The 26,789-nt window shown below is 64.8% G+C and carries 23 protein-coding genes, 4 tRNA genes, 2 pseudogenes and 1 riboswitch; of the genes and pseudogenes, 24 read left to right on the top strand and 5 right to left on the bottom strand.

Annotation, left to right across the window (positions count from 1 at the left end; genetic code table 11):
* Positions 1 to 60: 60 nt before the first annotated feature.
* The 5 genes from ABD283_RS08305 (at position 61) to ABD283_RS08285 (ending at position 3,067) form a co-directional block, all read left to right on the top strand.
* Positions 61 to 609: a YceI family protein gene (locus ABD283_RS08305; protein ID WP_344224501.1), complete on the top strand. Its 549-nt coding sequence runs from the start codon at positions 61 to 63 to the stop codon at positions 607 to 609.
* Between the two features lie 104 nt (positions 610 to 713).
* Entirely contained in the window at positions 714 to 1,691 is a 978-nt protein-coding gene (locus ABD283_RS08300) for an arsenic resistance protein (RefSeq protein ID WP_344224500.1), read from the top strand.
* Positions 1,692 to 1,753: 62 nt separating this feature from the next.
* Positions 1,754 to 2,533 carry an SDR family NAD(P)-dependent oxidoreductase gene (locus ABD283_RS08295; protein WP_344224499.1) on the top strand — a complete coding sequence of 260 codons (780 nt, stop codon included), beginning with the start codon at positions 1,754 to 1,756 and terminating at the stop codon, positions 2,531 to 2,533.
* A gap of 29 nt (positions 2,534 to 2,562) precedes the next feature.
* Positions 2,563 to 2,742 carry a hypothetical protein gene (locus ABD283_RS08290; RefSeq protein ID WP_344224498.1) on the top strand — a complete coding sequence of 60 codons (180 nt, stop codon included), beginning with the start codon at positions 2,563 to 2,565 and terminating at the stop codon, positions 2,740 to 2,742.
* On the top strand, positions 2,717 to 3,067 hold the full coding sequence (locus ABD283_RS08285) for a GNAT family N-acetyltransferase (RefSeq protein ID WP_344224497.1): 351 nt from the start codon (positions 2,717 to 2,719) through the stop codon (positions 3,065 to 3,067). The genes ABD283_RS08290 and ABD283_RS08285 overlap by 26 nt, the downstream gene beginning before the upstream one ends.
* Before the next feature lie 72 nt (positions 3,068 to 3,139).
* Here the strand turns inward: ABD283_RS08285 and ABD283_RS08280 are convergent, their stop codons facing one another.
* Both ABD283_RS08280 and ABD283_RS08275 read right to left on the bottom strand, forming a co-directional pair.
* Positions 3,140 to 4,513: an NtaA/DmoA family FMN-dependent monooxygenase gene (locus ABD283_RS08280; RefSeq protein ID WP_344224496.1), complete on the bottom strand. Its 1,374-nt coding sequence runs from the start codon at positions 4,511 to 4,513 to the stop codon at positions 3,140 to 3,142.
* A 50-nt stretch (positions 4,514 to 4,563) separates the two neighbouring features.
* Complete coding sequence (locus ABD283_RS08275) at positions 4,564 to 5,943, bottom strand: MFS transporter (RefSeq protein WP_344224495.1); 1,380 nt, start codon at positions 5,941 to 5,943, stop codon at positions 4,564 to 4,566.
* Positions 5,944 to 5,990: 47 nt separating this feature from the next.
* Positions 5,991 to 6,109, bottom strand: a riboswitch (SAM riboswitch).
* A gap of 201 nt (positions 6,110 to 6,310) precedes the next feature.
* On the opposite strand from ABD283_RS08275, the gene mtnC reads away from it, so the two are divergent.
* The 14 genes and pseudogenes from mtnC to ABD283_RS08205 all read left to right on the top strand — a co-directional run bounded on the left by mtnC (position 6,311) and on the right by ABD283_RS08205 (position 21,736).
* Positions 6,311 to 7,075: an acireductone synthase gene (gene mtnC / locus ABD283_RS08270; protein ID WP_344224494.1), complete on the top strand. Its 765-nt coding sequence runs from the start codon at positions 6,311 to 6,313 to the stop codon at positions 7,073 to 7,075.
* A 53-nt stretch (positions 7,076 to 7,128) separates the two neighbouring features.
* A pseudogene (locus tag ABD283_RS08265) lies at positions 7,129 to 7,716 on the top strand (MFS transporter); the annotation flags it as partial.
* A gap of 91 nt (positions 7,717 to 7,807) precedes the next feature.
* On the top strand, positions 7,808 to 8,392 hold the full coding sequence (locus ABD283_RS08260; RefSeq protein WP_344224533.1) for an MFS transporter: 585 nt from the start codon (positions 7,808 to 7,810) through the stop codon (positions 8,390 to 8,392).
* 232 nt (positions 8,393 to 8,624) lie between these two features.
* Positions 8,625 to 8,990 carry a hypothetical protein gene (locus tag ABD283_RS08255; protein ID WP_344224492.1) on the top strand — a complete coding sequence of 122 codons (366 nt, stop codon included), beginning with the start codon at positions 8,625 to 8,627 and terminating at the stop codon, positions 8,988 to 8,990.
* Positions 8,991 to 9,021: 31 nt separating this feature from the next.
* Entirely contained in the window at positions 9,022 to 12,564 is a 3,543-nt protein-coding gene (gene dnaE, locus ABD283_RS08250; RefSeq protein ID WP_344224491.1) for a DNA polymerase III subunit alpha, read from the top strand.
* 71 nt (positions 12,565 to 12,635) lie between these two features.
* Positions 12,636 to 13,853, top strand: coding sequence for a metallophosphoesterase family protein (locus tag ABD283_RS08245; protein ID WP_344224490.1), 1,218 nt, complete (start codon positions 12,636 to 12,638; stop codon positions 13,851 to 13,853).
* 130 nt (positions 13,854 to 13,983) lie between these two features.
* Complete coding sequence (locus tag ABD283_RS08240; protein WP_344224489.1) at positions 13,984 to 15,054, top strand: App1 family protein phosphatidate phosphatase; 1,071 nt, start codon at positions 13,984 to 13,986, stop codon at positions 15,052 to 15,054.
* Between the two features lie 347 nt (positions 15,055 to 15,401).
* Positions 15,402 to 15,638 (top strand): glutaredoxin-like protein NrdH, encoded by a 237-nt coding sequence (gene nrdH, locus ABD283_RS08235; RefSeq protein ID WP_344224488.1) that lies wholly within the window; start codon positions 15,402 to 15,404, stop codon positions 15,636 to 15,638.
* A 121-nt stretch (positions 15,639 to 15,759) separates the two neighbouring features.
* Positions 15,760 to 16,254, top strand: a complete 495-nt coding sequence (gene nrdI / locus ABD283_RS08230; RefSeq protein WP_344224487.1) for a class Ib ribonucleoside-diphosphate reductase assembly flavoprotein NrdI — start codon at positions 15,760 to 15,762, stop codon at positions 16,252 to 16,254.
* Entirely contained in the window at positions 16,251 to 18,410 is a 2,160-nt protein-coding gene (nrdE, locus tag ABD283_RS08225; RefSeq protein WP_344224532.1) for a class 1b ribonucleoside-diphosphate reductase subunit alpha, read from the top strand. The genes nrdI and nrdE overlap by 4 nt, the downstream gene beginning before the upstream one ends.
* A gap of 177 nt (positions 18,411 to 18,587) precedes the next feature.
* Positions 18,588 to 19,301: a GntR family transcriptional regulator gene (locus tag ABD283_RS08220; protein WP_344224486.1), complete on the top strand. Its 714-nt coding sequence runs from the start codon at positions 18,588 to 18,590 to the stop codon at positions 19,299 to 19,301.
* Between the two features lie 116 nt (positions 19,302 to 19,417).
* Positions 19,418 to 20,026 (top strand): annotated as a pseudogene (locus ABD283_RS08215) (MFS transporter); the annotation flags it as partial.
* 121 nt (positions 20,027 to 20,147) lie between these two features.
* Complete coding sequence (locus ABD283_RS08210) at positions 20,148 to 20,771, top strand: MFS transporter (protein WP_344224485.1); 624 nt, start codon at positions 20,148 to 20,150, stop codon at positions 20,769 to 20,771.
* On the top strand, positions 20,768 to 21,736 hold the full coding sequence (locus ABD283_RS08205; RefSeq protein ID WP_344224484.1) for an ornithine cyclodeaminase family protein: 969 nt from the start codon (positions 20,768 to 20,770) through the stop codon (positions 21,734 to 21,736). The genes ABD283_RS08210 and ABD283_RS08205 overlap by 4 nt, the downstream gene beginning before the upstream one ends.
* A gap of 257 nt (positions 21,737 to 21,993) precedes the next feature.
* Here the strand turns inward: ABD283_RS08205 and ABD283_RS08200 are convergent.
* The 3 genes from ABD283_RS08200 to ABD283_RS08190 all read right to left on the bottom strand — a co-directional run bounded on the left by ABD283_RS08200 (position 21,994) and on the right by ABD283_RS08190 (position 22,306).
* Positions 21,994 to 22,068, bottom strand: a tRNA-Val gene (locus tag ABD283_RS08200).
* A 36-nt stretch (positions 22,069 to 22,104) separates the two neighbouring features.
* A tRNA-Cys gene (locus tag ABD283_RS08195) sits at positions 22,105 to 22,175 on the bottom strand.
* 58 nt (positions 22,176 to 22,233) lie between these two features.
* Positions 22,234 to 22,306, bottom strand: a tRNA-Gly gene (locus ABD283_RS08190).
* A 288-nt stretch (positions 22,307 to 22,594) separates the two neighbouring features.
* Here ABD283_RS08190 and ABD283_RS08185 point away from each other — a divergent pair.
* The 5 genes from ABD283_RS08185 to ABD283_RS08165 all read left to right on the top strand — a co-directional run bounded on the left by ABD283_RS08185 (position 22,595) and on the right by ABD283_RS08165 (position 26,768).
* A tRNA-Val gene (locus tag ABD283_RS08185) sits at positions 22,595 to 22,666 on the top strand.
* A gap of 106 nt (positions 22,667 to 22,772) precedes the next feature.
* On the top strand, positions 22,773 to 23,705 hold the full coding sequence (locus ABD283_RS08180) for a cytochrome (protein ID WP_344224483.1): 933 nt from the start codon (positions 22,773 to 22,775) through the stop codon (positions 23,703 to 23,705).
* Positions 23,702 to 24,331, top strand: a complete 630-nt coding sequence (gene def, locus ABD283_RS08175) for a peptide deformylase (RefSeq protein WP_344224482.1) — start codon at positions 23,702 to 23,704, stop codon at positions 24,329 to 24,331. The genes ABD283_RS08180 and def overlap by 4 nt, the downstream gene beginning before the upstream one ends.
* A 14-nt stretch (positions 24,332 to 24,345) precedes the next feature.
* Positions 24,346 to 25,269, top strand: coding sequence for a methionyl-tRNA formyltransferase (fmt, locus tag ABD283_RS08170; RefSeq protein ID WP_344224531.1), 924 nt, complete (start codon positions 24,346 to 24,348; stop codon positions 25,267 to 25,269).
* Entirely contained in the window at positions 25,266 to 26,768 is a 1,503-nt protein-coding gene (locus ABD283_RS08165) for an RsmB/NOP family class I SAM-dependent RNA methyltransferase (RefSeq protein WP_344224481.1), read from the top strand. The genes fmt and ABD283_RS08165 overlap by 4 nt, the downstream gene beginning before the upstream one ends.
* Positions 26,769 to 26,789 lie beyond the last annotated feature (21 nt).

Here is a 26,789-nt window from a genome sequence, read left to right as displayed (position 1 = left end):
GAACGGACAATGCCGTTCGAGTACACCAGTTCAGCCGGTCCTGACATGGGGGTGTCTTTTTTGGCAATTGATTCGACATTGAACGGCGACTGGTCCATCGACCCGTCGCACTGTCGCTTCGGGTTCTCCACCCGTCACGCGATGGTGACTCGAGTGCGCGGGGCCTTCAACGACGTTGAAGGGCATGCGCACTTGGACACGGAGAATTGGGATAACTCCACGGTGGAGGTCAGGCTCAAGGTCCAGAGCGTTGATACCCGCAACAGCCAGCGTGATCAGCACCTGCGTAGTGCTGACTTCTTCGACGCGGAGAACCACCCCGAGATCATTTTCAAGTCCACCGGGCTGGACGAAGTGGACGAGTCGCAGTTCATCATCTCCGGTGACCTGACCATTCGCGGGATCACCCGTCCTATCACCATCCCCATGGAACTCCTGGGTATCGACACCGATCCCACCGGTGGGCTGCGTGCTGGCCTCGAAGGCGGTCGGCGCATCGACCGCAAGGACTGGGGCGTTTCCTGGAACACCCCCTTGGACTCCGGTGGAGTCCTGGTCAGTGACAAGATCAGCCTGGAATTCGAGCTGTCGCTGATCAAGGATCAGTAAGTCCGCAGTACCTTTTAAAAGGAGCTCCCCGTCCGAACGGACGGGGAGCTCCCTACATGTCGGGCCATGACCGGACCCTCGACGCGTGAACTAACCTTGGTCAAGTGATTCAGTGGTTCGAGCGGCATCAAGTGGTGCTGTACCTCGCCTCCATCGGGCTCGCCGTGATCGTGGGCCTGACGTCTCCCGAGATCGCGGCCCCGGCGGAGAGTCTGATTAATCCCGTGCTGGCTCTGTTGCTCTACGCGACATTCCTGGGGATCCCGTTCACCCGCTTGAATGCGGTTGTGCGTGACTGGAAATTCTTGCGATCCACGCTGTGGCTGAACTTTGTCCTGGTGCCGATCGTGGTGTTCGGGCTGTCGCGGTTCGTCACCTATGACCAGGCTTTGCTCGCCGGGGTTCTCTTGGTGCTGCTGTGTCCGTGTGTGGACTACGTCATGGTCTTCACGGGCCTGGCCGGCGGAGCGAATGACCGCCTCCTCGCGGTCTCACCGGTTCTCATGCTGGTGCAAATGCTGCTGTTGCCGGGCTACTTGTGGCTTATGGCCGGTGCGGACATGGTCACGGTTGTGGACTTTGGCCCGTTCGTTGAGGCGTTCGCGCTGTTGATCGTGCTGCCACTCGGGGCGGCCATTCTGACTCAGCTGGCAGCCCGCACTCGCGTTGGTCACGTTCTGGAGGGCAGTGCCGTGGCCGCAATGGTCCCGCTCATGATGCTCACCCTGGCCGTGGTGGTCACCTCCCAAATCGCAAACGTCAATGCCCAATTGTCAGCGTTGCTCGCGGTGATCCCGATATTTTTCGTTTTCGCGGTCATTATGTTCGGCCTGGGCCAGTGGGTGGGGCGGCGCAGTGGGTACGACGTCGCCGCGAGACGCGCCCTCGTCTTCTCCGGTGTCACGCGCAATTCCCTGGTGATCCTCCCGCTGGCCCTTGCACTGCCAGCGGCCATGGACCTGGCGCCGTTGGTCGTGGTGACTCAAACGCTGGTGGAACTGCTGGTCATGGTGGCCATGGTTCGACTGGTGCCCGGGCTTGTTCGCGGAACTACGGCCAATGGCTCCGCCACGGTTGCCTAGCTAAGATCGATCTTGTTGGGACATATGCAGAGGCATAACCCCACACGACGGGGGGCACGGACATGAGCTTGGGTCAGCACGTGGGTCAGAAGATTCTGGTGGTCGGAGCCGGCGGTATTGGTACCGCCACGGTCGAGCACCTGGTCACCGAGGACGCGCGTGTGGTCGTCGCGGGTAGGAACGTGCGCATGGACGGACCCTTCGATGACCCCAAGGATGAACTGGGCATTGTGCTGGGCCACCTCACCCTCGATATCACCGACGAAGGTGCCGTGGAATGGGGCGTGACGCGTGCCGCGGAAATCCTCGGCGGCTTGGACGCCCTGGTGGTTACGGCCGGTCACCGTCACGAGCTCGCACCCTTACACGAGACCCAGTCCGGGTGGGCCCGGGAAATCATCGAGACCGAGCTGATCGGTGTGATGTCCCTGGTCCGCCACGCCCTGCCCTTCCTTCGCAATGCGGGGAACAAGGGACGGCGGGCGGGCATCGTGGTGGTCGCCTCGGACAGCGCCAAGGCGGGATCAACGGGGGATGCGGCGTCGTCGGCGGCTCGTTCCGGAGTGCTGGGTATGGTGAAATCGGTGGCCCGAGAGAATGCGTCCGTGCCGCTGACCGTCAACGCGGTGTGCCCGGGCCCCACCAACACCGAAATGTATCGCCAAGCAGCCGAGTCCGAGGGGATGACCGGCAAGGTGTTCTCCGGGATGGCCAAGGGCATTCCGGCCCGCCGGCTGGGCCAGCCCGAAGAAATCGCGGCAACCGTGGCTTTCCTGCTCAGTGAAGGCTCCGCCTACATCACGGGACAGGCACTCTCTGTCAGCGGCGGATTGACCATGTGACCAGTGCTGATACGGCTAAGCTGCCCATCATGAGTCACGAGGATCCCCTGGAAGACGTCTTTGCGCCATTCGCGCTGCGCATTTCCTGTGGGCCGCTCAGCATGCGGTTCGTCCGGGACGTCGATGTGCCCGCCATCGCGGCAGCCATCCACGAACACGGCATCTATTCCCCCGGACGAGCCCATGCCCTTCATGCGGCGCTGGGCTGAGACCGGCTCGTGGTTGCTTCGGCACGAGCAGGGCAAGGGCATCGGAACGCTGATGCGCCAAGCGGTTCTCGCCTTCGCCGTCGACGAGTTGGGCGCCGAGGTGATGGAGTCCGGCGGCATGGTGGGCAATCAGGCGTCCCTGGCCGTGTCCCGGAAACTCGGTTACGTCCCCAACGGATACCGGCGCCACGTGCACGCCGACGGCGTGGGGTGGCGTGACGTGGAAATGTACCTGTTGGCCCCGGGGGACCTGGTGCGCGCCCCGTACCCCGTGGTGGTCACCGGAGCCGCTGCTTTTCGGGCGTCGATCGGGTTGCCCTCCTGAAAGATCCGTGACGAATGCCCGTTCCGGCGACCCATTTCGGTCAGCCGCCGGAACGGGCATCGGCCGTGCGGATCAGGCTCGGAACTTCGCCCCCGTGTGATCCTTGCGCAAGCGCGGACCGGCGCCGCCGAAGACCTCGCGGGCCGTGCGGGAGGTGGCGGAAGCGGCGTCGTCGGCGGTCAGTACACCGCGTTCGCGCAGAACGGGCGTGACGAACTGGCCGAAGCGCTCGAAGTCGGCCGGGCGCACGCACGCGTTGATGTTGAAGCCGTCCAGGTCCGCGACCTCGACCCAGCGCTGGAGCTCGTCGGCGACTTCTTCGGGGGAGCCGACGATCACGGGACCGCGGCCGCCGATAGCCACGAACTCGGCGACTCGGCGCGGGGTCCATGCGCCCTCGGAATCCATCTTGGTGAACGAGGCCAGCGCCGAACGATTGGCGTCAGTCTCCACGTGCTCGAGCGGGGCGTCCGGGTCCGCGCTGGACAGGTCCACGCCGGTCCAGCCGGCGAACAGGGCGAGTGCGGCGTCGACGTCCACGTACTGCTTATAAGACTCGAGGCGCTCGCGGGCGGCCTCGGAGGTCTCGGCCACGACCACCGCAGCGTTGGTGAAGACCTTGATCGAGCGGGGGTCGCGGCCGTACTCGGCGGCGGCCTCGCGCAGACCTGCCGTCCACTTGGCGACCTGCTCGGGGGTGGGGCCGGAGAAGAACACGGCCTCCGCGTGTTTGGCCGCGAATTTCAGCCCGCGCGGGGAGGCACCGGCCTGGAACAGGAACGGGGTGCGCTGTGGGGTGGGCGCGACCAGCGCGGGCGCCTGGACGTCGAAGTACTCGCCGGAATGCCCCGCGCCCTTGACCTTGTCGGGGTCCACGACCACACCGCTCGCGGCGTCCGCGACGTAGGCATCGTCCGCGTAGGAGCCCTCCCACAGCGAATAGACCACGTCCATGTATTCATCGGCGCGGTCGTAACGCTGGTCGTGGGGCAGCTGCTGTCCCAGCCCCAGATTGCGCGCAGCCGACTCCTGATAGGAGGTCACCACGTTCCACGCGATCCGCCCATCGGTGAGGGCATCCAGGGTGGCGAAACGGCGCGCCAGGTCGTAGGGAGCCGCGTAGGTCACGGACGCCGTGACACCGATATTGAGGGTGCTGGTGGCCTTGGCCAACAGTGGGGCAAGGATCAACGGATCCAATTGGGGCACCTGTACGCCACCGCGCAGGGCGGCGTCCGCGGAACCGCCGTACACGTCGTACAGTCCCAGGACGTCGGCCAGGAACAGGCCGTGGAAGCCCGCGTTCTCGATGATCTGGGCCTCCCGCTCCCAATGGGACAGCTGCGCGTAGTTACGCGACTGGTCCTCGGGGTGGCGCCACATTCCGGGGGACTGGTGGACGGGCACGGGCATTTCGAAGGCGTTGAGCAGCAAGGGGCGGGGCAAGAGGAGTCCTTTCGGGTCGGTGCTGGGACGGGGCCGGGGTTGATTCCGGATCAGAACTGGGATTTCTCGGGTGCATCGGTCACGGTGTCCTTGGCCATGCGACCGGTGACCACGGAGATCACGGCCAGCAGGGACAGATAGCCGCACAGCAGCCAGGGGGAACCGCCGGTGGCCACGAGCCACGCGGCGATCATGGGGGTCAGGCCGCCGGAGAGGATGGTGCCCACCTGGTATCCCAGGGACACGCCGGAGTAACGCAGGTGCGTGGGGAACTGTTCGGCGAACAGTGCCGCCTGGGGGCCGTAAATGCTGTCGTGCAGCACGGCCATGCCGATCAGGTAGACCAGCGGCAGCAGTGCGAGCGGACCGTGATCCAGGTAGTAGAAGTAGGGCCACACGAACACACCGATGGCTGCGGCGGCGATCACGGAAATGCGGCGTCGACCCACGCGGTCCGAAAGCCAACCCCAGAACGGGCCACCCACCAGACCCACGCCCGCGGCGATCAGGATGGAAATCATGACCCACTGGCTCGCACCGCGTTGTTCGGTGACATAGGTGAGCGTGTAGACGGTGAGGATGGAGAAGATGGCCGGCTGGACCATGCGCTGACCGATGCACACAATCACCCCGCGGGTGTGGTTGGTGAGCACTTCACGCACCGGGGACGTCGCGGCAGTCTTTTCTCGCTTGACCTCCTGGAACTCCTCGGCATCCTCGATGCCGGCGCGGATGATCAGGCCGATGATCACGAGTACCGCGGAGAACAGGAAGGGTACGCGCCAGCCCCACGCCTGGAACTGCTCGGCGGTGGTGATGCCCTGCATGATGGCGAAGAAGGCGGTGGCCAACAGCATGCCTGCCGCGGAGCCCACCTGAGTGAAGGAACCGAACAGGCCGCGCAGGCCCTTGGGGGCGTGTTCCACGGAGAGCACCGCGGAACCGCCCCATTCCATGCCGGCGGACAGTCCCTGCGCAATGCGGCAGGCGACCAGCAGGGCCACGGCGAACCAGCCGATCTGCGAGAAACCCGGCAGCAAACCGATCACCGTGGTGGCCACACCCATGATCAGCAGTGACGCGACCAGCAGGGCCTTGCGGCCGATCCGGTCACCCAGATGCCCGGCAATGATGCCGCCCAGGGGCCGGAAGAAGAACGCAATGGCGAAGGTCGCGAACGAGGCGATGATCGAGCCCACGCCCGAACCCTGCGGGAAGAAGTAGTGGCTGAAGACCAGGGCCGCGGCGGCACCGTAGAGGTAGAAGTCGTACCACTCGATGGTCGTTCCCACGAAGGATGCGGCGAGCACGCGCTTCTTGTCGCGCACTGCGGCTCCCACGCTCGACAGCGCGTGATCGGTAGCGGGTTGGGCCTGCTGGGCAGACGATGAATCGGTGACCGTGGGCACCGGGGCGGTGGCGGGGGCCATGACACTCCTCATGACGGGGCGCCACGGAAGAATGCTGGGTGAGCCGGACGCCGTCCTTGCCCGCGCCGGTACTGATCGCGGGCCGAATCATCACCTGGGGCACCCCACGACAGCGTCTGAGGGTTGCCGTCCGGCCAGCCAGGGCTTCGCACCGGAACTCGTGATTCTTGTCGCGTGAACCTAACCACACGATCATCGAGGGCCACAAGTCATGAAGATTTATGACCGCTTGTTCTCATGCTCCCGCGGTTCGACTCGCGACGGGGGCGTCCTCCTTTTTCCCTCGGTTTCCGGTGCCTAGAATGGGCTAACCCCCCGGGCCACCGGGGCAGACACCGTTGTCGAACGAATACGCAGGGAGCCGACCATGCCTGAGCCCAACGCCGCCAATGCCGTGGTGCTCGACCGACCCGATGTGATCGTGGTCGACATCGAGGGGAGCCTCTCCTCCACCTGGTATGTCCGGGACGAGCTCTACCCCTATTCCCGCAAACGCTTCGCCAGCTATTTCGTGGAGTACTCCCACAAACCCGAGGTCGCCCGCGCTCGCCGGCAGATCATCGAGATGGCCGGCCTGGACAGTTCGGCCACGGCCGAGGACCTCACGGGTGTTCTGGAAGCGTGGATGGACGAGGGCCAGATGCCGGCGCCGCTACGCACGATGCACGCGTTGATCTGGCAGGAAGGCTTTGCTGCCGGGGAGTTCGTCTCGCCGTTCTTCGACGACGCGATTCCCGCGTTGCGGACCTGGGCCGAGCAGTCGATTCCGGTGTTCATCTTCTCCAACGGCACGTTGCCCGCCCAGCGCGCGTGGTTCACGCATTCGCCCGAGGGCAACCTGATTCCGCTCATCAAGGGGCACTTCTCCCTGGAATCGGCAGGGGCCAAACATGAAGTGAGCTCCTTCCGCAACATCACCCACGACGTGGCCGAGGCCCTGGGTAAACCGCGTGAGAAGTTCCTGTTCTTCTCCGACCAGGTCGAAGCCCTGGATGCAGCCCGGGAAACCGGTTGGGCCACCGTGGGAGTGCGCCGCCCCGGTGATCAGTTCTACGACGCCGGCGTGGGGGATCATCCCGAGATCCAGCGACTGGATCAGGTACGGTTCATCCGTCGCTATCCGTCCCGCTAGCGCGATCGGGAGATTTCAGACGGGATAGCTTCACCGTGAACAACACCACCACCATGCGCCCGGGGGCCGGGCGCGCACTTTTTGCTGCCGTGGCCGGAACCCTCATCGAGTGGTACGACTACGCGCTGTACGGCACGGCCGCCGGGCTGATCATCGGCCCGCTCTTCTTCGCCGGAATGGACTCCGGCGCCTCGCTTGCTGCGTTCGCGACCTTCGCGGTGGGCTTCGTGGCGCGCCCGCTGGGCGGGGTGCTGGTCGGTCACCTCGGTGACCGCTACGGCCGCCGACCGGCCATGCTGCTCACCGTGGTCCTGATGGGTGTGGCCACCGTGGGCATCGGCCTGCTGCCCACCTATGCCGCGATCGGCGTGGCCGCCCCGGTGTTCCTGGTGCTGTTGCGCCTGCTGCAGGGCATGGGCGCGGGTGCCGAGTTGGCCGGGGCCATGACCCTGGTCGCGGAGTTCGCCCCGCCGCGGCGCCGTGGACTCATGACGTCGCTCGTGCTCGCCGCGCCGCCGGCCGGCATCGTGTTGGCCACCGGTGCGTTCCTGTGGGCGGCGTCGCTGGGGGATCAGATGCTGTTGGACTGGGCGTGGCGGCTGCCGTTCCTGGCCTCGGCGGTGCTGTTCGCGCTGGCGATCTTCATCCGCGTCAAGCTCGAGGAAAGCCCCGAGTACTTGGCCGCGCTCCAGGCTGCCAAGGAGCGCGGGGAACGGCGCAAGGTGCCCGTGGTTGCCCTGGCGCGCGGTGGTCGTGGGGTTCTTCTCGATCACCGGGCACAACGCACTCAACTACATCCTGGCCGTGTTCTCCTTGTCCTTCATGACCTCACCGGCCGTGGGCATGGAGCGGGGATCGGCGTTGACCGCTGTGATCATCGGCTCCGTGTGCGGTGTGGTGGCCACTCCGCTGGGTGGTTTGGCCGCGGACCGCTTCGGTGCGCGCAACGTCCTGGCCTTCGGCTCGCTGTTGGGCGCGGCGGGCGCGTTCCCGCTGTTCGCGGCGCTGTCTTCGGGCAGCACCGTGGCCGCGACGGTGGCCATCGCCGTGGGTTACGGCGTGGTGATCGCCTGCACCTCGGGTTCCCAGGGCGCCTACTTGGCGGGTCTGTTCCCCGCCGCCGAACGGTTCAGCGGCATTGCCCTGGCGCGCGAGGCCAACGGGGCCATCGTGGCAGGATTCACCCCGCTCATCGCCGCGGCTCTGATCACCGCCACCGGCGGACAGACCTGGGCGGCGGCACTCTTCCTCGCCGCGTGCTGCGCGATCTCGGTGGTGGGCGTGCTGCTGGGCAAGCCGGGCCGATACACCTCATAACCGCGCTCCTTCGTAGTCGCGACCGGTCTGTCACAACTTCATACTCACGACGACGTCGCTCGGTCTCCTTGGCCGGGCGGCGTTGCCGTTTCCGGGCTCTTCCGGGTTCTGCTGGGTCTTCAGGGACCTTTCGGAGCCGCCTGGGGACGGGCCGCTTATGCGTGTCAGCGACCCTTGGCACTCTCACAGTACTCGAATAAAGTTTCGAATACACCGGGAGGGTGAACGAGTCATGACGGTACTGACTGCGGCGGAAAATACGTGCTCCACGCGGGAGGAAACGCGCGGCACGGTGCGGGTCCACGAGGGATGGGGGCAGCCCTGTGAGGTGCACTGTGATGAGTTTGGGGCCCCGTGCGAGTTGGTCTTCCGCGGTCGGCTTCATCGCGTCACGGCGCCGCCGCAGCGCTGGTACGAACGTCGCCGCTGGTGGGAGCTGGAAGAGCGGGTTCCTCGGGAGAGTGGGGAGTCCGTGGTGGATCGGCAGCACTGGCGTGTCCAGGCCGCACAGCGGGGAGCCGTGGAGCCGCGCACTCTGGAATTGGTGCGCCATGAGATCACCGGCCAATGGTGGCTGCTGGCTGACCAGGCGGTTTGACATTAATAGAACAAAGTTTCGAATATGAGGTATGCAATTCCCTCATTTGCGCGTGGCCTCCGCCTACAGCGCGCACTACGGTGTGGCTCGCCCCCAAGAGCTCGCCCAGGTAGCGGCCTCCTACGGGGCGCAGGTTCTGGCGTGCACCGACAGGGATGGGCTGTACGGGGCGGTCAAACACGTGCTGGCCTGCCAGCAGCACGGTGTGGCACCCGTGTTGGGAGTGGACCTGGCGTTATTGGGTCCGGTGGCCTCGGCGCGGCGGGCCCGTTCAGCGACCGTCGGTCAATCCGGTCAATTCGGTCAGCCCGGCCGGTCCGGGCAGGGCAGTGCACCCCCGGCCCGAGTGATCGGACGCGTGCTCGTACTGGCCACCGGCGGCAACGGGGGAGCCGGGTACGCGGCTCTGTGCCGATTGGTCTCCGCGGCCCACCGGAGCCACGACCATCATGCCGCCCGGCCCATCGGGCTGACCCGGGATCAGATCGCCCGCCACGTGTACCGCGCGGCGTCCGGGGGCAGGCCGGGTCTGGTGGTGCTCACGGGGCCGGATTCGGACGTGGGGTCGTTATTGGCTCGGCGCCGCTACCGGGCTGCGCGCACGGCCCTGCGCGCGTGGAAACGCGCACTACCGGCCGGGTGTCTCACAGTGGAGACCGCAACCCACCTAGCGCCCCAGGGCAGCACCCTCAGCACCGGCCACGCCGTGCGGATGCTCACCGTGGGGCGCGAGGCCGGGCTGCCGGTGATCCTCACCAACGCCGTGCGCTACGCCCACCCCGGGCAAGCCGTCACCGCGGACGTGCTGGATGCCGCCCGCACCCTCATGTCCCTGGAAGAACTGGCCGGCTCGGACCCCGGGGTGCTGCAACCCACCGGGCAGGGCTGGCTCAAGAACACCGCGGAAATGACCCGGCTCGCCCACGAAATCTCCTCGGCCGCGGACCTCGGTGCCACCGGGGCCGCGCAACTGCTCGCGGACACCTACCGGTTGGCCGAACAATGCAGCCAGGACCCCGTCACGGATCTGCGGGTGGGGCAGCCCGTGATCCCGGAAGCCTCCGTCATCGGCCTCACCGGAGACCCCAACGCCCAGCTCAGGACCCGCTGCTACACCGGCCTGGACCGGTTCCACCCCCACCAGGACTGGGACCGCACCGTCCCCGGTCTGAGCGGGGAATCACTGCGCTCGCGGATGGAGCGTGAGCTGGACGTGATCGCGCAATTGGGCTTCGCCGGATACTTCCTGACCGTCTCCGAAGTCTCCGAACTGATGACGCATTTGAAGGTTCGGCACGCGGCCCGCGGGTCGGCTGTCTCCTCCCTGGTGGTGCACCTATTAGGAATTTCCCCGGTGGACCCGCTCGAGTACGACCTGGTGTTCGAACGCTTCCTCTCGCCACGGCGCAGCACCTTGCCCGACATCGACATCGATATGGAGAGCGCGGAGCGGCACCGGATCTATCACGAGATCTTCCAGCGTTTCGGCAGCAGCCGCGTCACGCTCATGAGCATGCAGAACGCCTACCGTTCCAGGGGTGCGGTGCGGGACGCCGGTCTGGCACTGGGATTGGGGCAGGAGCTCGTGGACCACGTGGCAGCCCAGTTGTGGCGAGTTCCGGGGGCCACCCTGCGCGAGGAAATCGCGCACCGCCCGGAACTGACCCGGCTGGCGGACGAGCTCAAGGCCAATCGACAACTGGACCTGCTGGTGGACCTGACCGAACGCCTGGACCGGCTGCCCCGCCACATCTCCATGCACCCGTGCGGGGTGATCCTCTCGGACGCGACCCTGCTGAACCGTACGCCGGTGCAGGCCAGCGGCATCGGGTTGCCCATGTCCCAGTTCGACAAGCACGACATGGATCCCATGGGCCTGATCAAGCTCGACATCCTGGGCGTGCGCATGCAGTCCACCCTGGCCTACGCCGTCAAAGAGGTGGCACGCATGGAACCGGATCGCCCCGCGCTGGACCTGGATGCGATGTCCCGCGATGATCCGGATACTTTCCGGCTCATCAGCTCCACCCACACCCTGGGGTGCTTCCAGATCGAATCCCCGGGCCAGCGTGAACTCATCGGAACCATGGGCCCGGAGGAGTTCAACGACCTGATCGTGGACATCTCCCTGTTCCGCCCCGGTCCCATGCAAGCGTCCATGGTGCGCCCCTACCTCAACTCCCGCCACGGTTGGAGCACACCCGAATACCCGCACCCGGACCTGGTCGACATCCTCAAGGAAACCCGCGGGGTGGCCGTCTACCACGAGCAGATCATGCGCATGATGGACCGGATGACCGGTTGCGGGCTGGCCACCGCGGACGAATGGCGGCGCAGGCTCGGGTCGGAGACCGAACAGCGTGTGGAGGATGCCTTCCGCAGCGGCGCGCTGGCCCGGGGGTACGACGCGGGGACCGTGGACAAGGTGTGGGACATCCTCCACGCGTTCGGTAGCTTCGGTTTCTGCAAGGCCCACGGCGTGGCCTTCGCCGTACCCACCTACCAGTCCGCGTGGTTGAAGACCCACCACCCGGAGGCCTTCATGGCCGGGGTCTGGGAACACGATCCGGGCATGTACCCGGCTCGGTTGCTGGTGGGGGAGGCCCGGCGGATGGGTATCCCCGTGCTGGGCCCGGACATCAACCGCAGCGTGGACCACCACCGCATTGAACCCGTGACCGCGCGCCCCGGCACCGTGGAACCCGGAGACCTGGACGAAGGCATCCCCTACACCCGAGGCGGTTCCTGGGGGATCCGGATGTCCCTCACCAGCATCACCGGAATCAGCACCACGGAAATCGAACGGATCGTGGCCGGTCAGCCCTATTCCACTCTCACGGATGTGCGCACCCGTGCCAGACCCTCCCGACGGAGCTTGCAGCGGCTGGCCTCGGCCGGGGCCCTGGACAGTCTCCTGAACACCTCCGGCGCTCGCGCGTCCCGCACCGACCTGGTGAGTCACCTGACCCGACGGGCCGATCAACCGGCCACCTCCCGCGGCACCTCGGCCAAGGGCCAACCCGGTCCGGGACAGTTGGCCCTCCCCCTGGGGGACCTGGAACTGACCGGGCTGCCGCCGGAACAGCCCGAACCAAGCACCGAGGAAAAGGTCCGTGCGGAACTGGACACCATGAACATCGAGGTCTCCGCCCACCTCATGGACGGCCACGCGGCCCTCTTGAACTCCTACGGGGTCACCCGCGCCGAAAACCTACTGGGGCTACGCAACGGCACCGAGGTGGTGGTGGCCGGGGTGCGGGTGTCCACCATGACCCCGCCCATGCGCAGTGGTAAGCGCGTGGTGTTCATCTCCGTGGACGATGGCTCGGGCGCGGTGGACTGTACCTTCTTCGACGAAGCCCAGGCTCTGTCCGGCCCCGTACTCTTCGCCCCCACCATGCTCCTGGTCCACGGCCACACCCGCCGCACGGGTCCCCGGGGCATCGGCGTGCAGGCAGTACAAGCGTGGGACATGGCCCATCCGGAGACCCTGCCCGATCCCACCACCGTGCTGGGTTCCCAACCCAAACCCAGCCGTGCACCTGCACGAAAACCACAGGTCACGGGCTCTTAACGCAACCTCCCTACGGTGTGAGCCAGCAGCCGCCCACGGCCGCCCGGATTCCATCACACCAGGAGCACGACATGTCCGAGAACACCCCACGCCCCAGCCGCCGGAACCTGATCACCGGAGGCAGCGCGCTCGCCGCCGCCGGCGTCCTGAGCGCCGCACCCGCCGTTGCCCAGGCTGCCCCGGCAACCGCGCCCCAGCGTCGCGGCCGAGGACACGGCCAGATGCCGCTGTCCTTCGGCAAGAACGGGAAGTTCAAGATCGTCCAGTTCAACGACACCCAGGACGGCCCGCGCACCGACCGCCGCACCCTCGAGTTCATGGGCAAGGTCCTGGACCGGGAGAAGCCCCAGTTCGCGCTGATCAACGGGGACGTGATCAACGGGTCCCCGCGCACCGACCGCGAGGTCAAGCAGGCCATCAACAATGTGGTCATGCCCATGGAGTCTCGGGGTATCAAGTGGGCCGTGACCTTCGGTAACCACGACGAGGACTCCACCGAGGACAACGGAACCAACATGTACGAACCGCAGTTGGTCGAGTTCGTGCGCCAGTACAAGCACAACCTCAATCCCGGCGATGACCAGAAGGTCTTCGGTTCGTCCAACGCCCAGTTGCTGATCCGCGCCTCCCGCGGCAACGCCCCGGCCTTCGCCGTGTGGTTGCTGGATTCCGGCCGCTACGCGGAGGACAAGCCCGGCGGTCAGGACCGCGAGGGACTCATGGGCTACGACTGGATCCGGCCCCAACAGATCCGCTGGTACAACGACCTCTCCGCGGAGACCGAGCGCCGCTACGGGAAGAAGGTCCCCGGCCTCATGTACTTCCATATCCCCACGTGGGAACACCACCACATGTGGTACGGCCAGCAGTTCAGCTCCGATGACGACGGTCATGCCGCCGCCGTGAAGCGCCACGGCATCGTGGGGGAGAAGCACGAGGGGGTCTACACCGCCATGATCAACTCCGGTATTTACGCCGCAGCCAAAGAACGCGGCGACATCCTGGGCATGTACTGCGGCCACGACCACATCAACACCTACATGGGCAACTACTTCGGTATCGAACTCGGCTACGGGCCGGGCACCGGCTTCGGCACGTACGGCCTCAACGACGGCACCCGTGACCAACACACCCTGCGCGGGGCTCGCGTGTTCGAACTCAACGAACGCACCGAGCGCGTCTACACGGGCACCCGCCTGGTCTTCGCCAAGGATCTCGGCATCGACATGGCCCCCGAAACCCAGCCGATCGCCCGCCCTGAGCGCTTCCCGCGCTACGTTCGCGGCTAGGCCCCCGCCGACGGCGCTCGCGAACCTCGGGCGCCGTCGGGAACCTTGAGGCCGCCACGGACCGGGACCGCCCTGCGGCACGGGACGCGGCGGCGTCGTGGAAGGGAACAGCTGTGGAAGACTGTGAGGCATGGCAAAACACACCGGTAGCGGGGACCTTTTCCAGACCGTAGATCAGGTCACGGAAGAGGCCATCAACATCGGCTACCGGTGGGAGCAACGGCTGCACCGGTGGCGACAGGCGCGCGCGGAACAGCGTGGTGACATCCCCACCATGCTCGCGTTCGACGGGTACGGCAGCACGAGGCACGTCCGCGTCCTGGGGCGTGTGCTGCTCAAGACGCGGCAGCTGATTGCGGATACCGATGAATCCGACGAGTTCATTCGCGGCTGGCGTTCCTTTACTTCGATCCCGTTGGCTTTCGCCCACGTGAACGTGTGGCTGGGGGACCACGAGTTCCACCTCATGGCCGACAAGGGCGGCGTGATCGACGTGGACCTCCAAGTCAGCATGGAACCGGGTATTTACACCGTCTATATGCAGACCGACGGTTCCGAGGTCACCGAGGCCACGGTCACCGTCGTTTCGGAGGATCAGGCCATCGGCGTGGTGTCGGATGTGGACGACACCGTGATGGTCACGGCCCTGCCGCGTCCCATGCTGGCGGCATGGAACTCGTTCGTCCTCAATGAGCACGCGCGCACCCCCACCCCGGGCATGGCTGTACTGATGGAACGCTTGCGCAACCATCACCCCAAGGCACCGTTCCTGTACCTGTCGACCGGTGCCTGGAACGTGGCACCCACCCTGCGGCGTTTCCTGACCCGCAACGCGTACCCCGCCGGCACGCTCTTGCTGACCGACTGGGGGCCCACCACGGACCGCTGGTTCCGCTCCGGGGCCCAGCACAAGGTTCAGAATCTGCAGCGACTGGCCAGGAACTTCCCGCACGTGCGCTGGATCCTCATTGGCGACGACGGTCAGCACGATCCGCAGATCTACTCCGGTTTTGCGCAGCGCCACCCGGAGTCCGTGGCGGCCATCGTGATCCGCAACCTGTCACCCACCGAAGCGGTGTTGGCGGCCGGTGCCCGCGCCACCGAGGACCGCACCGTGTCGATCCCCGAGGGCACCTTGTGGATCGAAGGTAACGACGGCGCATCCATCTCCGCCCAGCTGCGAGAAGCGGGGCTGCTGTAAGGGTCATCTGACACCGAAACCGGCGTGCCGAGAGGGTTCTCGACACGCCGGTTTTTTAATTTTCGGGTGTGGTCAACGCCTCTACCGTTGTCCACAGGAGGGCCGACTTCCGCGAGATCTCGCGCCTGATTCAGCACCGCCCTGTGGACAGTGAGGGGATAACCGAGAGACACCTGTGGATTGTGGTCACCACATCATCTTGGGGCCGCTTCCTTTGCCTGACACTAGATGTAGTATTGACGCAGTCATACAGAGCACTTGACGCAACCAGCGGCAACACACCGGAAGTGATCCGATCGCCGCGGAAGCGCAGTACTCCCGCCACTAGTTTTCGAGGGGATTGGGATATGTCCGTCACCGTCTACTCCAAGCCGTCATGCGTCCAGTGCAACGCCACCTACCGAGCCCTCACCAAGAAGGGCATCGACTACACCGTGGTCGACGTGACCGAGGACCAGGATGCCTACCAGCACGTGGTGAGCCTGGGCTACCAGCAGGTCCCCGTGGTGGAAACCAGCCAGGAGCACTGGTCCGGTTACCGTCCGGACAAAATCAGCTCCCTGGCTGTTCTGCTCTCCGCCTGAGGGCGGTAGCGTTAAACCCGTAGCCGTCGAAAAGCCGACGCCCGCTCGCGAATTACCGCGGCGGCGTCGGAATTTTTCAACCGGCACCGTAACCTGCAAGTCAGAATCGAAGTGACACGCCATGAGCACTTTGGCCACCGTGTTGGCCGCGGCTCAAGAACGCGAAAACCATCGACTCGACGTCACCGCGAGGGAGGACTCCCCTCTGGTGGTGTACTTCTCCTCGGTCACCCGCAACACTGATCGGTTCATTCAGAAACTTCCGGTCAGGTCGCTGCGGTTACCCTTGAAAACTTCCGAACCAGCGCCCGAGCTCACTGAGCCGTTCGTGTTGGCCGTACCCAGCTACGGCAGACCAGGCGGCGCCGGATCGGTCCCCCCTCAGGTTGTGAAATTCCTCAACCAGCCCGTCAACCGCCAGCACCTTATGGGTGTCATAGGCGCGGGAAATACTAACTTCGGATCACTGTTCTGCGTAGCGGCGGAAAAAGTGGCCGTGAAGTGTCAGGTGCCCCTGCTCTACAAGTTCGAACTCATGGGCACTGATGAAGACGTAGAAAAAGTCACTCTAGGATTGGACAAGTTTTGGCAAGCATCCATGCAGCCCCGGGACTGAGCGTTGAACCGGGACACGAAGATCCCACCTGCCCCGAGCGCTACCGCGGCTTGGGCTACCACGAGCTCAATGCTCTGCTGAACTTGTACGACGCCAATGGCCAGATCCAGTTCGAAGCTGATCAGCAGGCCGCGCGTCAGTACTTCTTGCAGCACGTCAACAACAACACCGTGTTCTTCCACGACCTGGAAGAGAAGCTCAAGTACCTGGTGGACCACCAGTACTACGAGGCCGAGGTGTTGGACAAGTACAGCTTCGAGTTCGTCAAGAAGCTCTCCAAGCAGGCCTACGCGCACAAGTTCCGTTTCCAGACCTTCCTGGGTGCGTTCAAGTTCTACACCTCCTACACCCTCAAGACCTTCGACGGTCAGCGGTACCTGGAGCGTTTCGAGGACCGTGTGGTCATGGTGTCGCTGTACCTGGCGGACGGTGACGAGGCCCTGGCCGAGCAGCTCGTGGAAGAAATCATCACCGGCCGCTTCCAGCCCGCCACCCCCACGTTCCTCAACGCCGGTAAGAAGCAGCGCGGCGAGCTCGTCTCGTGCTTCCTGCTGCGCTTCGAAGACAACATGGAGTCGATCGGGCGCAACATCAACTCCGCGCTGCAGCTGTCCAAGCGCGGCGGCGGTGTGGCATTCGCGCTGACCAACCTGCGTGAATCCGGTGCGCCCATCAAGAAGATCGAGAACCAGTCCTCGGGTGTGATCCCCGTGATGAAGCTGCTGGAAGACTCCTTCTCCTACGCCAACCAGCTGGGTGCCCGCCAGGGCGCCGGTGCCGTGTACCTGCACGCCCACCACCCGGACATCTACAACTTCTTGGACACCAAGCGTGAGAACGCTGACGAGAAGATCCGCATCAAGACCCTGTCCCTGGGTGTGGTCATCCCGGACATCACGTTCGAACTGGCCAGGAAGAACCAGGACATGTACCTGTTCTCCCCGTACGACGTGGAGCGCATTTACGGCGTGCCCTTCTCGGACGTGAACGTCTCCGAGAAGTACCACGAGATGGTTGCGGACTCCCGGATCCACAAGCAGAAGATCAACGCTCGCGAGTTCTTCCAGACGCTGGCCGAGGTGCAGTTCGAGTCCGGCTACCCGTACGTGATGTTCGAGGACACCGTCAACAAGGCCAACCCCGTGGCCGGCAAGATCATCATGTCCAACTTGTGCTCCGAGATCCTGCAGGTCTCCGAGCCCTCGGTGTACAACGAGGACCTGACCTACGCCGAGGTCGGCAAGGACATCTCCTGCAACCTGGGCTCCATGAACATCGCCATGGCCATGGAATCGGAGAACTTCGGCTCAACCATCGAGACCGCCATCCGCGGTCTGACGGCGGTCTCGGACATGTCCAACATCGACTCCGTTCCCTCCATCCGTCGCGGTAACAACATGTCGCACGCGGTTGGCCTGGGGCAGATGAACCTCCACGGCTATCTGGCCAAGGAGCACATCTACTACGGCTCCGAAGAGGGCATCGATTTCACCAATATTTACTTCTACACGGTCACCTACCACGCCATTCGGGCGTCCAACCTGATCGCCAAGGAACGCGGTGAGTCCTTCCAGGGCTTCGAGAACTCCAAGTACGCCTCGGGCGAGTACTTCGACAAGTACACGGACCAGGCATGGGAGCCCGCCACGGCGCGCGTGCGTGAGCTGTTCGAGCAGGCCGGCGTTGCCCTGCCCACCCAGGACGACTGGCGTGAGCTCAAGGCCAAGGTCATGGCGGACGGTATGTACAACCAGAATCTGCAGGCCGTCCCGCCCACCGGTTCCATCTCGTACATCAACAACTCCACGTCTTCCATTCACCCGATCGCCTCGCGCATCGAGATCCGCAAGGAAGGCAAGTTGGGTCGCGTGTACTACCCAGCGCCGTTCATGAACAACGAGAACCTGGAGTACTTCCAGGACGCGTACGAGGTCGGTTACGAGAAGATCATCGACACCTACGCCGCTGCTACCCAGCACGTGGACCAGGGCCTGTCGCTCACGCTGTTCTTCAAGGACACCGCCACGACCCGCGACATCAACCGCGCCCAGATCTACGCGTGGCGTAAGGGCATCAAGACCATGTACTACTCGCGGATCCGCCAGCTCGCGCTGGAGGGCACCGAGATCGAAGGCTGCGTCTCCTGCATGCTCTAATACGTGATCGGTCGATCTTCAACGGTTGATCGCTCACGCAGCGTTGCCGCCCCGCCCGGACCACTTGTCCGGGCGGGGCGGTTCCTTAACACGGCGGCAACCGGGCAAAACAAGAGGAAACGCCTGAGTCCACGTCATCTCTCCCAAAAACCCAGCTGAAACGGGCATCATAAAAACATGGCAGTCTCTCTCAACGGTCAATCCCCGGATGACAAGGGCGCACGGGGCTCCCTTCGGCTGGAAAAGGGTCACTCGATTCCGTTGCGGGAGCAAGTGGCCAACAGCCTGCGCCACGCGCTGGTTGCCGGTGATCTGGAACCCGGCCAAGTTCTGACCGCGCCGGTGCTGGCCACCGAGTTCGGGGTCTCCGCAACTCCGGTGCGCGAGGCCATGTTGGATCTGGCTACCGAGGGGCACGTGTCACCGATCCGGTACAAGGGGTACCGCGTGGTCGAGATTTCCCCGGAAACCCGCGCCAATATTTTGCAGTTGCGTTCTCTCATTGAAATCCCGTTGATGGCCCAGGTGGCCCGGGACGGAGTGGCACCCGAGGTGCTCGAGCACACGGCCCACGTGGCCCAGCGCAGCATCGATGTGGCTCAGTACGGGGAACTCGTGGAGTTCATCCGCTTGGACATGGAATTGCACCTGGGTCTGTTGGAGACCACGGGTAACGACATTGCCGTCCGGCATGTGCGTTCATTGCGCTACATGTCTCGTCTGACGGGTCTCAAGGACCTGGTGGCCACGGGCCAGCTGACGCATACCGCCCGGGAGCACCTGCAGATCGTGGATGCTCTTCGGGATCGTGATTCGGAGGCGATGAACGCCGTCATGACCAGGCACCTCGGTCACATTGCGGGCGTTTGGGCGGGTTCCGGCGAGGACTGAAACCGGCAGCGGGGGAATCTTCTGGCGTGGGCAATAAGGCGGCGGCAGAGACCCAGTGACTGGCCACCTAATATGTAACATTTTACTATGTTACGGGTCACCCACCTGGAGGTCCTATGAGTAACGCACACCCACAAGCCGCGGAAACCCGGAAAACCAATTTCCGTGTGATGGCCGGCTCCCTGTCCGGCAGCACCATCGAGTGGTACGACTTCTTTCTGTACGCCACAGCATCCGCGCTGATTTTCAACGAACAGTTCTTCCCCACGGACGATCCGTACATCTCGCAAATGCTGGCGTATCTCACGCTCGCCCTCACGTTCTTCATCCGCCCGCTGGGTGGCATTGTGTTCTCGCACTTCGGTGACCGGGTGGGCCGTAAGGTCACGCTCGTGGCCACGCTGACCATGATGGGTGTCGCCACCGTAGCCATCGGCTTGTTGCCCACCTACGACCAGGTGGGTGTTCTGGCCCCCATCCTGTTGATCGTGTGCCGCATCATCCAGGGTCTGGCTATCGGTGGTGAATGGGGCGGCGCCTTGCTGCTCGCCTACGAGTACGCCCCGCCCAAGAAACGCGGCCTGTTCGGTTCCGTTCCCCAGATGGGCATCACTATCGGCATGTTGCTGGCTTCCGCAGCCTTTGCCGCGATGGCCGCGTTCGGCACCGAGTTCCTGACCACGTGGGGCTGGCGCATTCCGTTCATTGCCTCCATCGTGTTGGTGGCCGTGGGCCTGTGGATCCGCGGAGGGCTGGGGGAGACCCCGCACTTCAAGGCCGCCAAGGAATCCGGAAGCATCCCCAAGCTGCCCCCGGGCCGAAACCCTCAAGTACCACTGGCGGGCCGTGTTGGTCGCCGTGGGCGTGAAGGTCGTGGAGACCGCTCCGTTCTACATCTTTGCCACGTTCGTCGTCTCGTACGCCACGGGCACACTCAACTACGAACAGTCCTCTGCGCTGAACGCGGTAAGCCTGGGCGCAGCGTTGTCCACGCTGTTGATTCCTGTGATGGGTGCCTTCTCGGACCGCGTTGGCCGTTTCAAGGTCTACTTCGCGGGTGCGGTGGCCATTGCCATATTCGCCTTCCCGTTCTTCATGCTCTTGGACCTGGAGCAGAACTGGGCGCTGTTCGCCGCTGTGGTTATTGGTCTAGGCATTGTGTGGCCTCCGGTCACCGGCACCCTGGGCACCCTGTGTTCCGAGATCTTTTCCGCCCGCGTCCGCTACACCGGCGTCACGCTCGGCTACCAGATCGGCGCCGCACTGGCCGGTGGTACCGCACCGCTGATCGCCACCTGGTTGCTCCACGAGTTCGACGGCGCCTGGCTGCCCATTGCGCTCTACCTCGTGCTGACCGCAATCATCTCGCTGACCGCGGTGCTCTTCGCCCCGGCCATCGCCAAGCGTGAGGCCGCCAAGGAGCCCATGATTTCTGACGCACCCGCATCCGTAGGAGGAACCGCTTCATGACCGCCGATACGACGTCGAACCAGAACCAACAGAATGTGGGAGGTCCGGGATCGCCTGCGTGGTACACCTCCGACCAGATCCTGGCCGGCGTGTCCGTGGACCGGGCCCGCACACTCCTGGAAAACACGCTCGCCTCCGGGTTCCGTCCGGAAGACGATCCGGCGCGGAGCAATATCCCGGCCGGCACGGGTCACCTGTTGCTCATGCCCTCGGTACTCGGCGATTGGGCCGGCATCAAGGTGGCCTCGGTGTCGCCCAAGAACCCCGAGCAGGGTCTACCGCGCATCCAGGCCACGTATGTACTGATGGATTCCGAGACCCTGACCGTTCAGGCGCTCATGGAGGGCAACGTGCTCACCACGCTGCGCACCCCCGCGATCTCAGCGGTGGCTGCCGATTACCTGGCCGCGCCGGACGCCTCGAAGCTCGTGATGTTCGGAACCGGGCCGCAGGCACTGTCCCATATCGAGGCATTCTCCAAGATCCGTTCTTTCACGGACGTGGTCGTGTGTGGTCGTACTCCCGAGAAGGTGGACGCGGCCGTCGAGCATGCGCGTTCGCTGGGACTCACGGCACGATCGGGAGAGGCGACCGAGGTAAGTGACGCGGACGTGGTGGTCTGCACGACGTCGGCGGCCGAACCACTCTTCGACGGCGCGCTCGTGCCGGACAACGCGTGTGTGGTTGCCATGGGCTCGCACGAACCCGAATTCCGCGAGCTGGATTCCACGCTCATGGGACGCGCCCAGGTGGTCGTGGAGGACCGGACCACCGCGATGCGTGAGGCCGGCGACGTGATTCAAGCGGTCAACGACGGCTCCCTGGCCGAGGACGCCCTGGTGGATCTGGTGGACATCGTCACCGGTGCCACCAAACCTGACCTCGATCGCCCACGCGTGTTCAAGTGTGTGGGCATGAGCTGGCAGGACCTGGCCGTGGCGATCGGTGTGGTCGAGCCGGAGTAAATCGCTCGCCCTATCGACATGGAAACGCGTGAGGCCCGGGTTCGCCCGGGCCTCACGCATGCCGCGCGCCGTGAGAACCCTGTGACGCGCATGATGTTGTGCCAGGACCTCTTCGGCGCCGAGAAAAGGCTCTTACGGCGCATGAGGTGCATGGTGTGGTTCTCACGGAGCCTCGGATGTGGGGAGCTCAGATGCGCGTGGGGCGGGGGAGCCCGGGCATGCGAAAACCCCGGCACTTTCGTACCGGGGTTTTTCCGTGGTGCGCGATACTGGGATCGAACCAGTGACCTCTTCCGTGTCAGGGAAGCGCGCTACCGCTGCGCCAATCGCGCTCAAACAATCTCGTCGAGCGAGGGTGGTTAGCACCGAGGTGGAGACGGGATTCGAACCCGCGTAGACGGCTTTGCAGGCCGCTGCCTAACCACTCGGCCACCCCACCGGGACCAGATCCTTGTAGGACAGGGTCTCAGGTCTCGACATGGTTGTCGATTACTGCGAGCGGACGACGGGAGTCGAACCCGCGACCCTCACCATGGCAAGGTGATGCTCTACCAGCTGAGCTACGTCCGCATTGTTGGATGAATGACTTTCCGTGAACCGGTTTGCCGCTCTTCCGAGCGGAAACTCTATCACAGTCCGTCAGCGCCTGTTCCGTGAAGTTTTCAACCGGTGGGGATTGATCGCTTCGCCGTTCTCGGCTGTGCCAACGAGCTAGAACATTACCCACACAATTTCGATCGAGCAAATCGACGGTGACGCCAGCGGGTCCCTCCGGTTAATCGATGCGGATGAGGCGGGGGTGAACCGCAGTCGATTGGCATGTGACCAAAAAGTGTTCTATGGTTTTCAACGTTGCAAGCGCGATTGGCGCAGCGGTAGCGCGCTTCGTTCACACCGAAGAGGTCACTGGTTCGATCCCAGTATCGCGCACAATGAAGGCCCCGATTCCAGGAGGAATCGGGGCCTTGTGCATTCCGGGAAGAGCGCGAGATGAGCGTTCGTGTGCCTGTCGGAACCGGGTCGTAGTCTGATGCCCATGACGCAACCACGCTTGGCCCAACAAACTCCCTACGGACGCATGTACGCGCGTGCCGAGGGGCAGGATCCGCAGGTTCCGTCCATCACCACGGTGATCGGCTGTGAATCCAATGATCTGGGCGGCTGGTACGGCTATAGCGCCGCGCAGGCCTTGGCCGCGGATCCACAACTTCCCGACGCTCTGCGCGATTCACGACGCCGCCGCGCCCTGGTCAATCACGCGGCCAAAGCGGCTGAGCGTCACAGGGACCGCGCCGCCGAGCGAGGCGATCGCGTCCATGACTACTGTGAACAACTGGCATTGAGGGCCATGGGGCAGGGGCACCGTGTGGAGCAGGCACGGGAGACCTTGGCGGAGAACCAGGAATCCCGTTTCGCAGACAGTGCCGACCAATGGTGGGAGCTGTACCGGCCCGAGCCGCTGGCGGCTGAGATCACCGTGTGGAATTCCACCGTGGGGTACGCGGGCACCCTGGACCTGGTGGCGCGGATCGGTGGCAAGGTATGTCTGATCGACTACAAGACGCGCGGCACGGACCGCAATGGCCGGGTCAAGGCGCCGGATGCCAAGGTGGTCACCCAGCTCGTGGCCGGTCTGAAGGCCGAAGAGTCCTTGGTGGATGCTGCGACCGGTGATTGGCAGCCCTGGGAATACTCCAACGCAGAAGTCCTGATGGCGGTCGCCATTGGTGACACAGAAGCCTTGTCGGTCCAAGCGGTCCCGGACCAGCTGCCCGCACACTGGTTCAAGTTCTGTGCCCTGGCCAAGGTGTGGGCGCGCTCGGCAGAGATCGAAGCCGCGGGTCAGCAACTGCGCGCCATCGTTCCGCCGCCGCTCGAACACAACCCGGTGGGCAGGGGCGCCATGGCCGTGACCGTAGACTTGAAGGAACCCCAGAACCAGGCAACCGAGGAGAGCGCTTCGCAGTGACAATTCTGCGCATTCGAACCCAGGGCGATCCCGTCCTCAGAACACCGGCACTCACCGTCACGGACTTCGACGAATCCCTTCGCACTCTGATCAGTGACATGTTCGAGACCATGTACGCGGTCAAAGGCGTGGGGCTGGCGGCACCGCAAATTGGCGTGGGGCTTCGGATCTTCACGTGGGACATCGGTGACGACTCCGGCCACGTGATCAACCCCGTTCTTGACGTGGGGGACGAGCCCCAGGAGGGTGGCGAGGGCTGCCTGTCGGTTCCCGGGCCCGGCTACGACACACCACGGCGCAATCACGCGACCATCACGGGCGTGGACATGAACGGCGACCCAGTGCGTCGCGAAGGCACAGGGCTACTCGCGCGCTGCTTCCAACACGAGACGGACCACCTGCACGGGAGATTGTTCGTCGATCGGCTGGAAGGTGAGGTTCGCAAGGAGGCGATGCGCGCCATGAGGGCTCCCGAGTACCAGGACATCGTGGACACAGTGACTCGGGAACGCGAAGCTCAGCGACTGGGTGCCTCTGCCGAGACGGCCCCGAGAACTTCCACCGGATCATCCTTTACCGGCTCCTCTTTTACGGGCTCGGCTTTCACCCGCGGAAAGGACTCCTGATCGTGGCCCAACCCCTGAAGGTTCTCTACGCCGGAACTCCCGCCACAGCGGTGATCCCTCTCAACGCTCTGGTTGAACGTGACGAGCTGGACGTTGTTGCCGTCTTGACCCGTGAAGATGCGCCGGTGGGACGGAAGAAAGTTCTGACCCCGTCACCGGTTGCTCAGCGCGCCGAAGAACTGGGCATTCCCACGCTCAAGGCCAACCGGGCCACCGAGGAGCTGGTTGACCAATTGCGCGCAACCGGCGCGGAGATTGCGGCCGTAGTCGCGTACGGAGCCCTGTTGCCCCGCCCGGTACTGGAGGCCTTCGAGCACGGGTGGATCAATCTGCACTTCTCCCTGTTGCCGCAGTGGCGCGGTGCCGCCCCGGTACAGCGGGCCCTGATGGCCGGTGACTCCATGATGGGTGCCACCACCTTCGTCCTGGACGAGGGCATGGACACGGGAGACATCGTGGGAACTCTCACGGATCCCGTTCGCTCGGAGGACACCGCCGGTGCCGTTCTGGAACGGTTGTCCCACAGCGGTTCGTCCCTGTTGGCGGATTCTCTCGTGGCGGTCGCGACCGGTCAGGCAAAGCCAGTTCCCCAGGAAGGCGAGGCCAGTTCCGCCCCCAAACTCACCGGCGCCCAGGCGCGGGTGGACTGGAGCCATCCCGCCGTGGCCATTTCTCACCACGTGCGCGGCGTGACACCGGAACCGGGAGCCTGGACCGAATACAACGGTCAGCGGATGAAACTTGAGCGCGTCATCCCGGCCCCGGACATCACTGGCTTGGCTCCCGGTCACGTGGAGCTCAGGGACGGTGCGGTCTATGTCGGCACCGGTTCCTACGGCGTGGAATTGACACGGGTGCAGCCGTCCGGCAAGAAACCCATGGCCGCTCTCGATTGGGCGCGCGGCCAGCAACGCAGTGAACAGGTGGTCTTCGTATGAGCGAGCGCGGTTACCGCAATGCCAAGGGGCACGAGCGCAACCGGCGCGCTCAGAAGGATCGCCCGTTCTCGGCGCAGGCCCCGGGGCAACGACGTCGCTCGTCGGACCCTGCGCGGCTGACGGCTTACCAGGCCTTGCGCGCCGTCAACGGTGAGGATGCCTACGGCAACCTGGTGCTGCCCCAATTGGTGCGTAAGAACCGGTTGGACAAGCGAGATGCCGCCTTCGCGACCGAATTGGCCTACGGCGCAATGCGCCGTCAGGGCACCTGGGACGCAGTCCTCGAACACTGTGTGGACCGCCCACTCAAGGAGCTCGATCCCCAGGTCTTGGACGCCCTGCGACTGGGTGTGCATCAACTGCTGGCCATGCGCGTTCCGGACCACGCGGCCCTGGACGCCACCGTGGGCCTGGTCCGGGGCGAGATCGGTCAGGGGCCGGCGGGTCTGGTCAATGCGGTACTGCGAAAGGTTACGCGCCAGAGCACCGAGGAGTGGCTCGATCAGCTCGAATCGGAGCAGTCGGATGACCTGCGCAAACTGGGCGTGCGCTACTCCCACCCCGCGTGGGAGGTTCGTGCGCTGCGTCGAGCGTTGCGTATGAGCGGACGAGCCCCGGAAGAGATCGAAGATCTTCTGGAGGCCAATAATGCACCGCCCCGCGTGCACCTGGTGGCACTTCCGGACCTGGGCAGTTTGGACGCGGCCGTGCGCGAGGGCGCGACACCCGGAACGCTCGTGGCGGACAGTGCCGAGAGCGCCGGAGGAGACGTGCACCGGATTCCGGGGACCCGGGAGGGCACCGTGCGCGTGCAGGATGCCGGCTCCCAACTGGTGGCCCGTGTCATGGCAGAAGTGCCGGTTGATGACGACCACGGTATGTGGGCCGACTTCTGTGCGGGCCCCGGTGGCAAGGCATCCCTCCTGGCCGCGTTGGCGGATCAGCAGGACGCCCGGCTCTACGCCAACGAGGTCAGCGATCACCGTGCGGACCTCGTGGAACAGGCCTTGGCCGCAGTACCGGAACGGGCTTGGACCCTGCGGGTGGGCGATGGCCGCGACATTCCCGACGAAATGCCCGCCGGATTCGACCGTGTTCTCGTGGACGTGCCGTGCACCGGGCTGGGCGCGTTGCGGCGCCGTCCGGAGGCGCGGTGGCGCCGCAGCCCCGCGGACGTCGCCGAGCTGGGATCGCTTCAGCGCGAACTGCTGACCGCAGCGCTGGACTCCACCCGGCCGGGCGGTGTGGTGCTCTACGCGACCTGCTCACCGCACACCGCGGAAACTTTGGACGTGGTCTCGGACATCGTGGGGTCTCGCGAGGATGCCGAGATCCTGGACACCGCCAAGTACGCCCGCAGTGCAGCCCTTCCCGGTGCGCTGGAAGGCGAACGGTCCGCCGAGCTCGACTGGCCGCACGGCGGAAGCAGCGTGCAACTGTGGCCCCACGTGCACGGTACGGACGCCATGTTCATGATCGCCGTTCGGAAATCAGCCTGACCCTCACACCCCTGGAGACAC

Origin of the sequence: Kocuria atrinae (assembly GCF_039531425.1) — a bacterium.
Classification (GTDB): Bacteria; Actinomycetota; Actinomycetes; order Actinomycetales; family Micrococcaceae; genus Kocuria; species Kocuria atrinae.
This window is presented reverse-complemented; position numbering and strand designations above follow the sequence as displayed.

Excerpts from the sequence above, each read along its gene's own strand:
- ABD283_RS08245 (WP_344224490.1), top strand. The coding sequence starts at position 12,636 with ATGTCCGAGAACACCCCACGCCCCAGCCGCCGGAACCTGATCACCGGA.
- nrdI (WP_344224487.1), top strand. The coding sequence starts at position 15,760 with ATGAGCACTTTGGCCACCGTGTTGGCCGCGGCTCAAGAACGCGAAAAC.
- ABD283_RS08275 (WP_344224495.1), bottom strand. The coding sequence starts at position 5,943 with ATGGCCCCCGCCACCGCCCCGGTGCCCACGGTCACCGATTCATCGTCT.
- ABD283_RS08180 (WP_344224483.1), top strand. The coding sequence starts at position 22,773 with ATGACGCAACCACGCTTGGCCCAACAAACTCCCTACGGACGCATGTAC.
- ABD283_RS08285 (WP_344224497.1), top strand. The coding sequence starts at position 2,717 with ATGCCCTTCATGCGGCGCTGGGCTGAGACCGGCTCGTGGTTGCTTCGG.
- ABD283_RS08220 (WP_344224486.1), top strand. The coding sequence starts at position 18,588 with ATGGCAGTCTCTCTCAACGGTCAATCCCCGGATGACAAGGGCGCACGG.
- ABD283_RS08205 (WP_344224484.1), top strand. The coding sequence starts at position 20,768 with ATGACCGCCGATACGACGTCGAACCAGAACCAACAGAATGTGGGAGGT.
- mtnC (WP_344224494.1), top strand. The coding sequence starts at position 6,311 with ATGCCTGAGCCCAACGCCGCCAATGCCGTGGTGCTCGACCGACCCGAT.
- ABD283_RS08165 (WP_344224481.1), top strand. The coding sequence starts at position 25,266 with ATGAGCGAGCGCGGTTACCGCAATGCCAAGGGGCACGAGCGCAACCGG.
- nrdH (WP_344224488.1), top strand. The coding sequence starts at position 15,402 with ATGTCCGTCACCGTCTACTCCAAGCCGTCATGCGTCCAGTGCAACGCC.
- ABD283_RS08295 (WP_344224499.1), top strand. The coding sequence starts at position 1,754 with ATGAGCTTGGGTCAGCACGTGGGTCAGAAGATTCTGGTGGTCGGAGCC.
- ABD283_RS08240 (WP_344224489.1), top strand. The coding sequence starts at position 13,984 with ATGGCAAAACACACCGGTAGCGGGGACCTTTTCCAGACCGTAGATCAG.
- ABD283_RS08290 (WP_344224498.1), top strand. The coding sequence starts at position 2,563 with ATGAGTCACGAGGATCCCCTGGAAGACGTCTTTGCGCCATTCGCGCTG.
- dnaE (WP_344224491.1), top strand. The coding sequence starts at position 9,022 with ATGCAATTCCCTCATTTGCGCGTGGCCTCCGCCTACAGCGCGCACTAC.
- ABD283_RS08255 (WP_344224492.1), top strand. The coding sequence starts at position 8,625 with ATGACGGTACTGACTGCGGCGGAAAATACGTGCTCCACGCGGGAGGAA.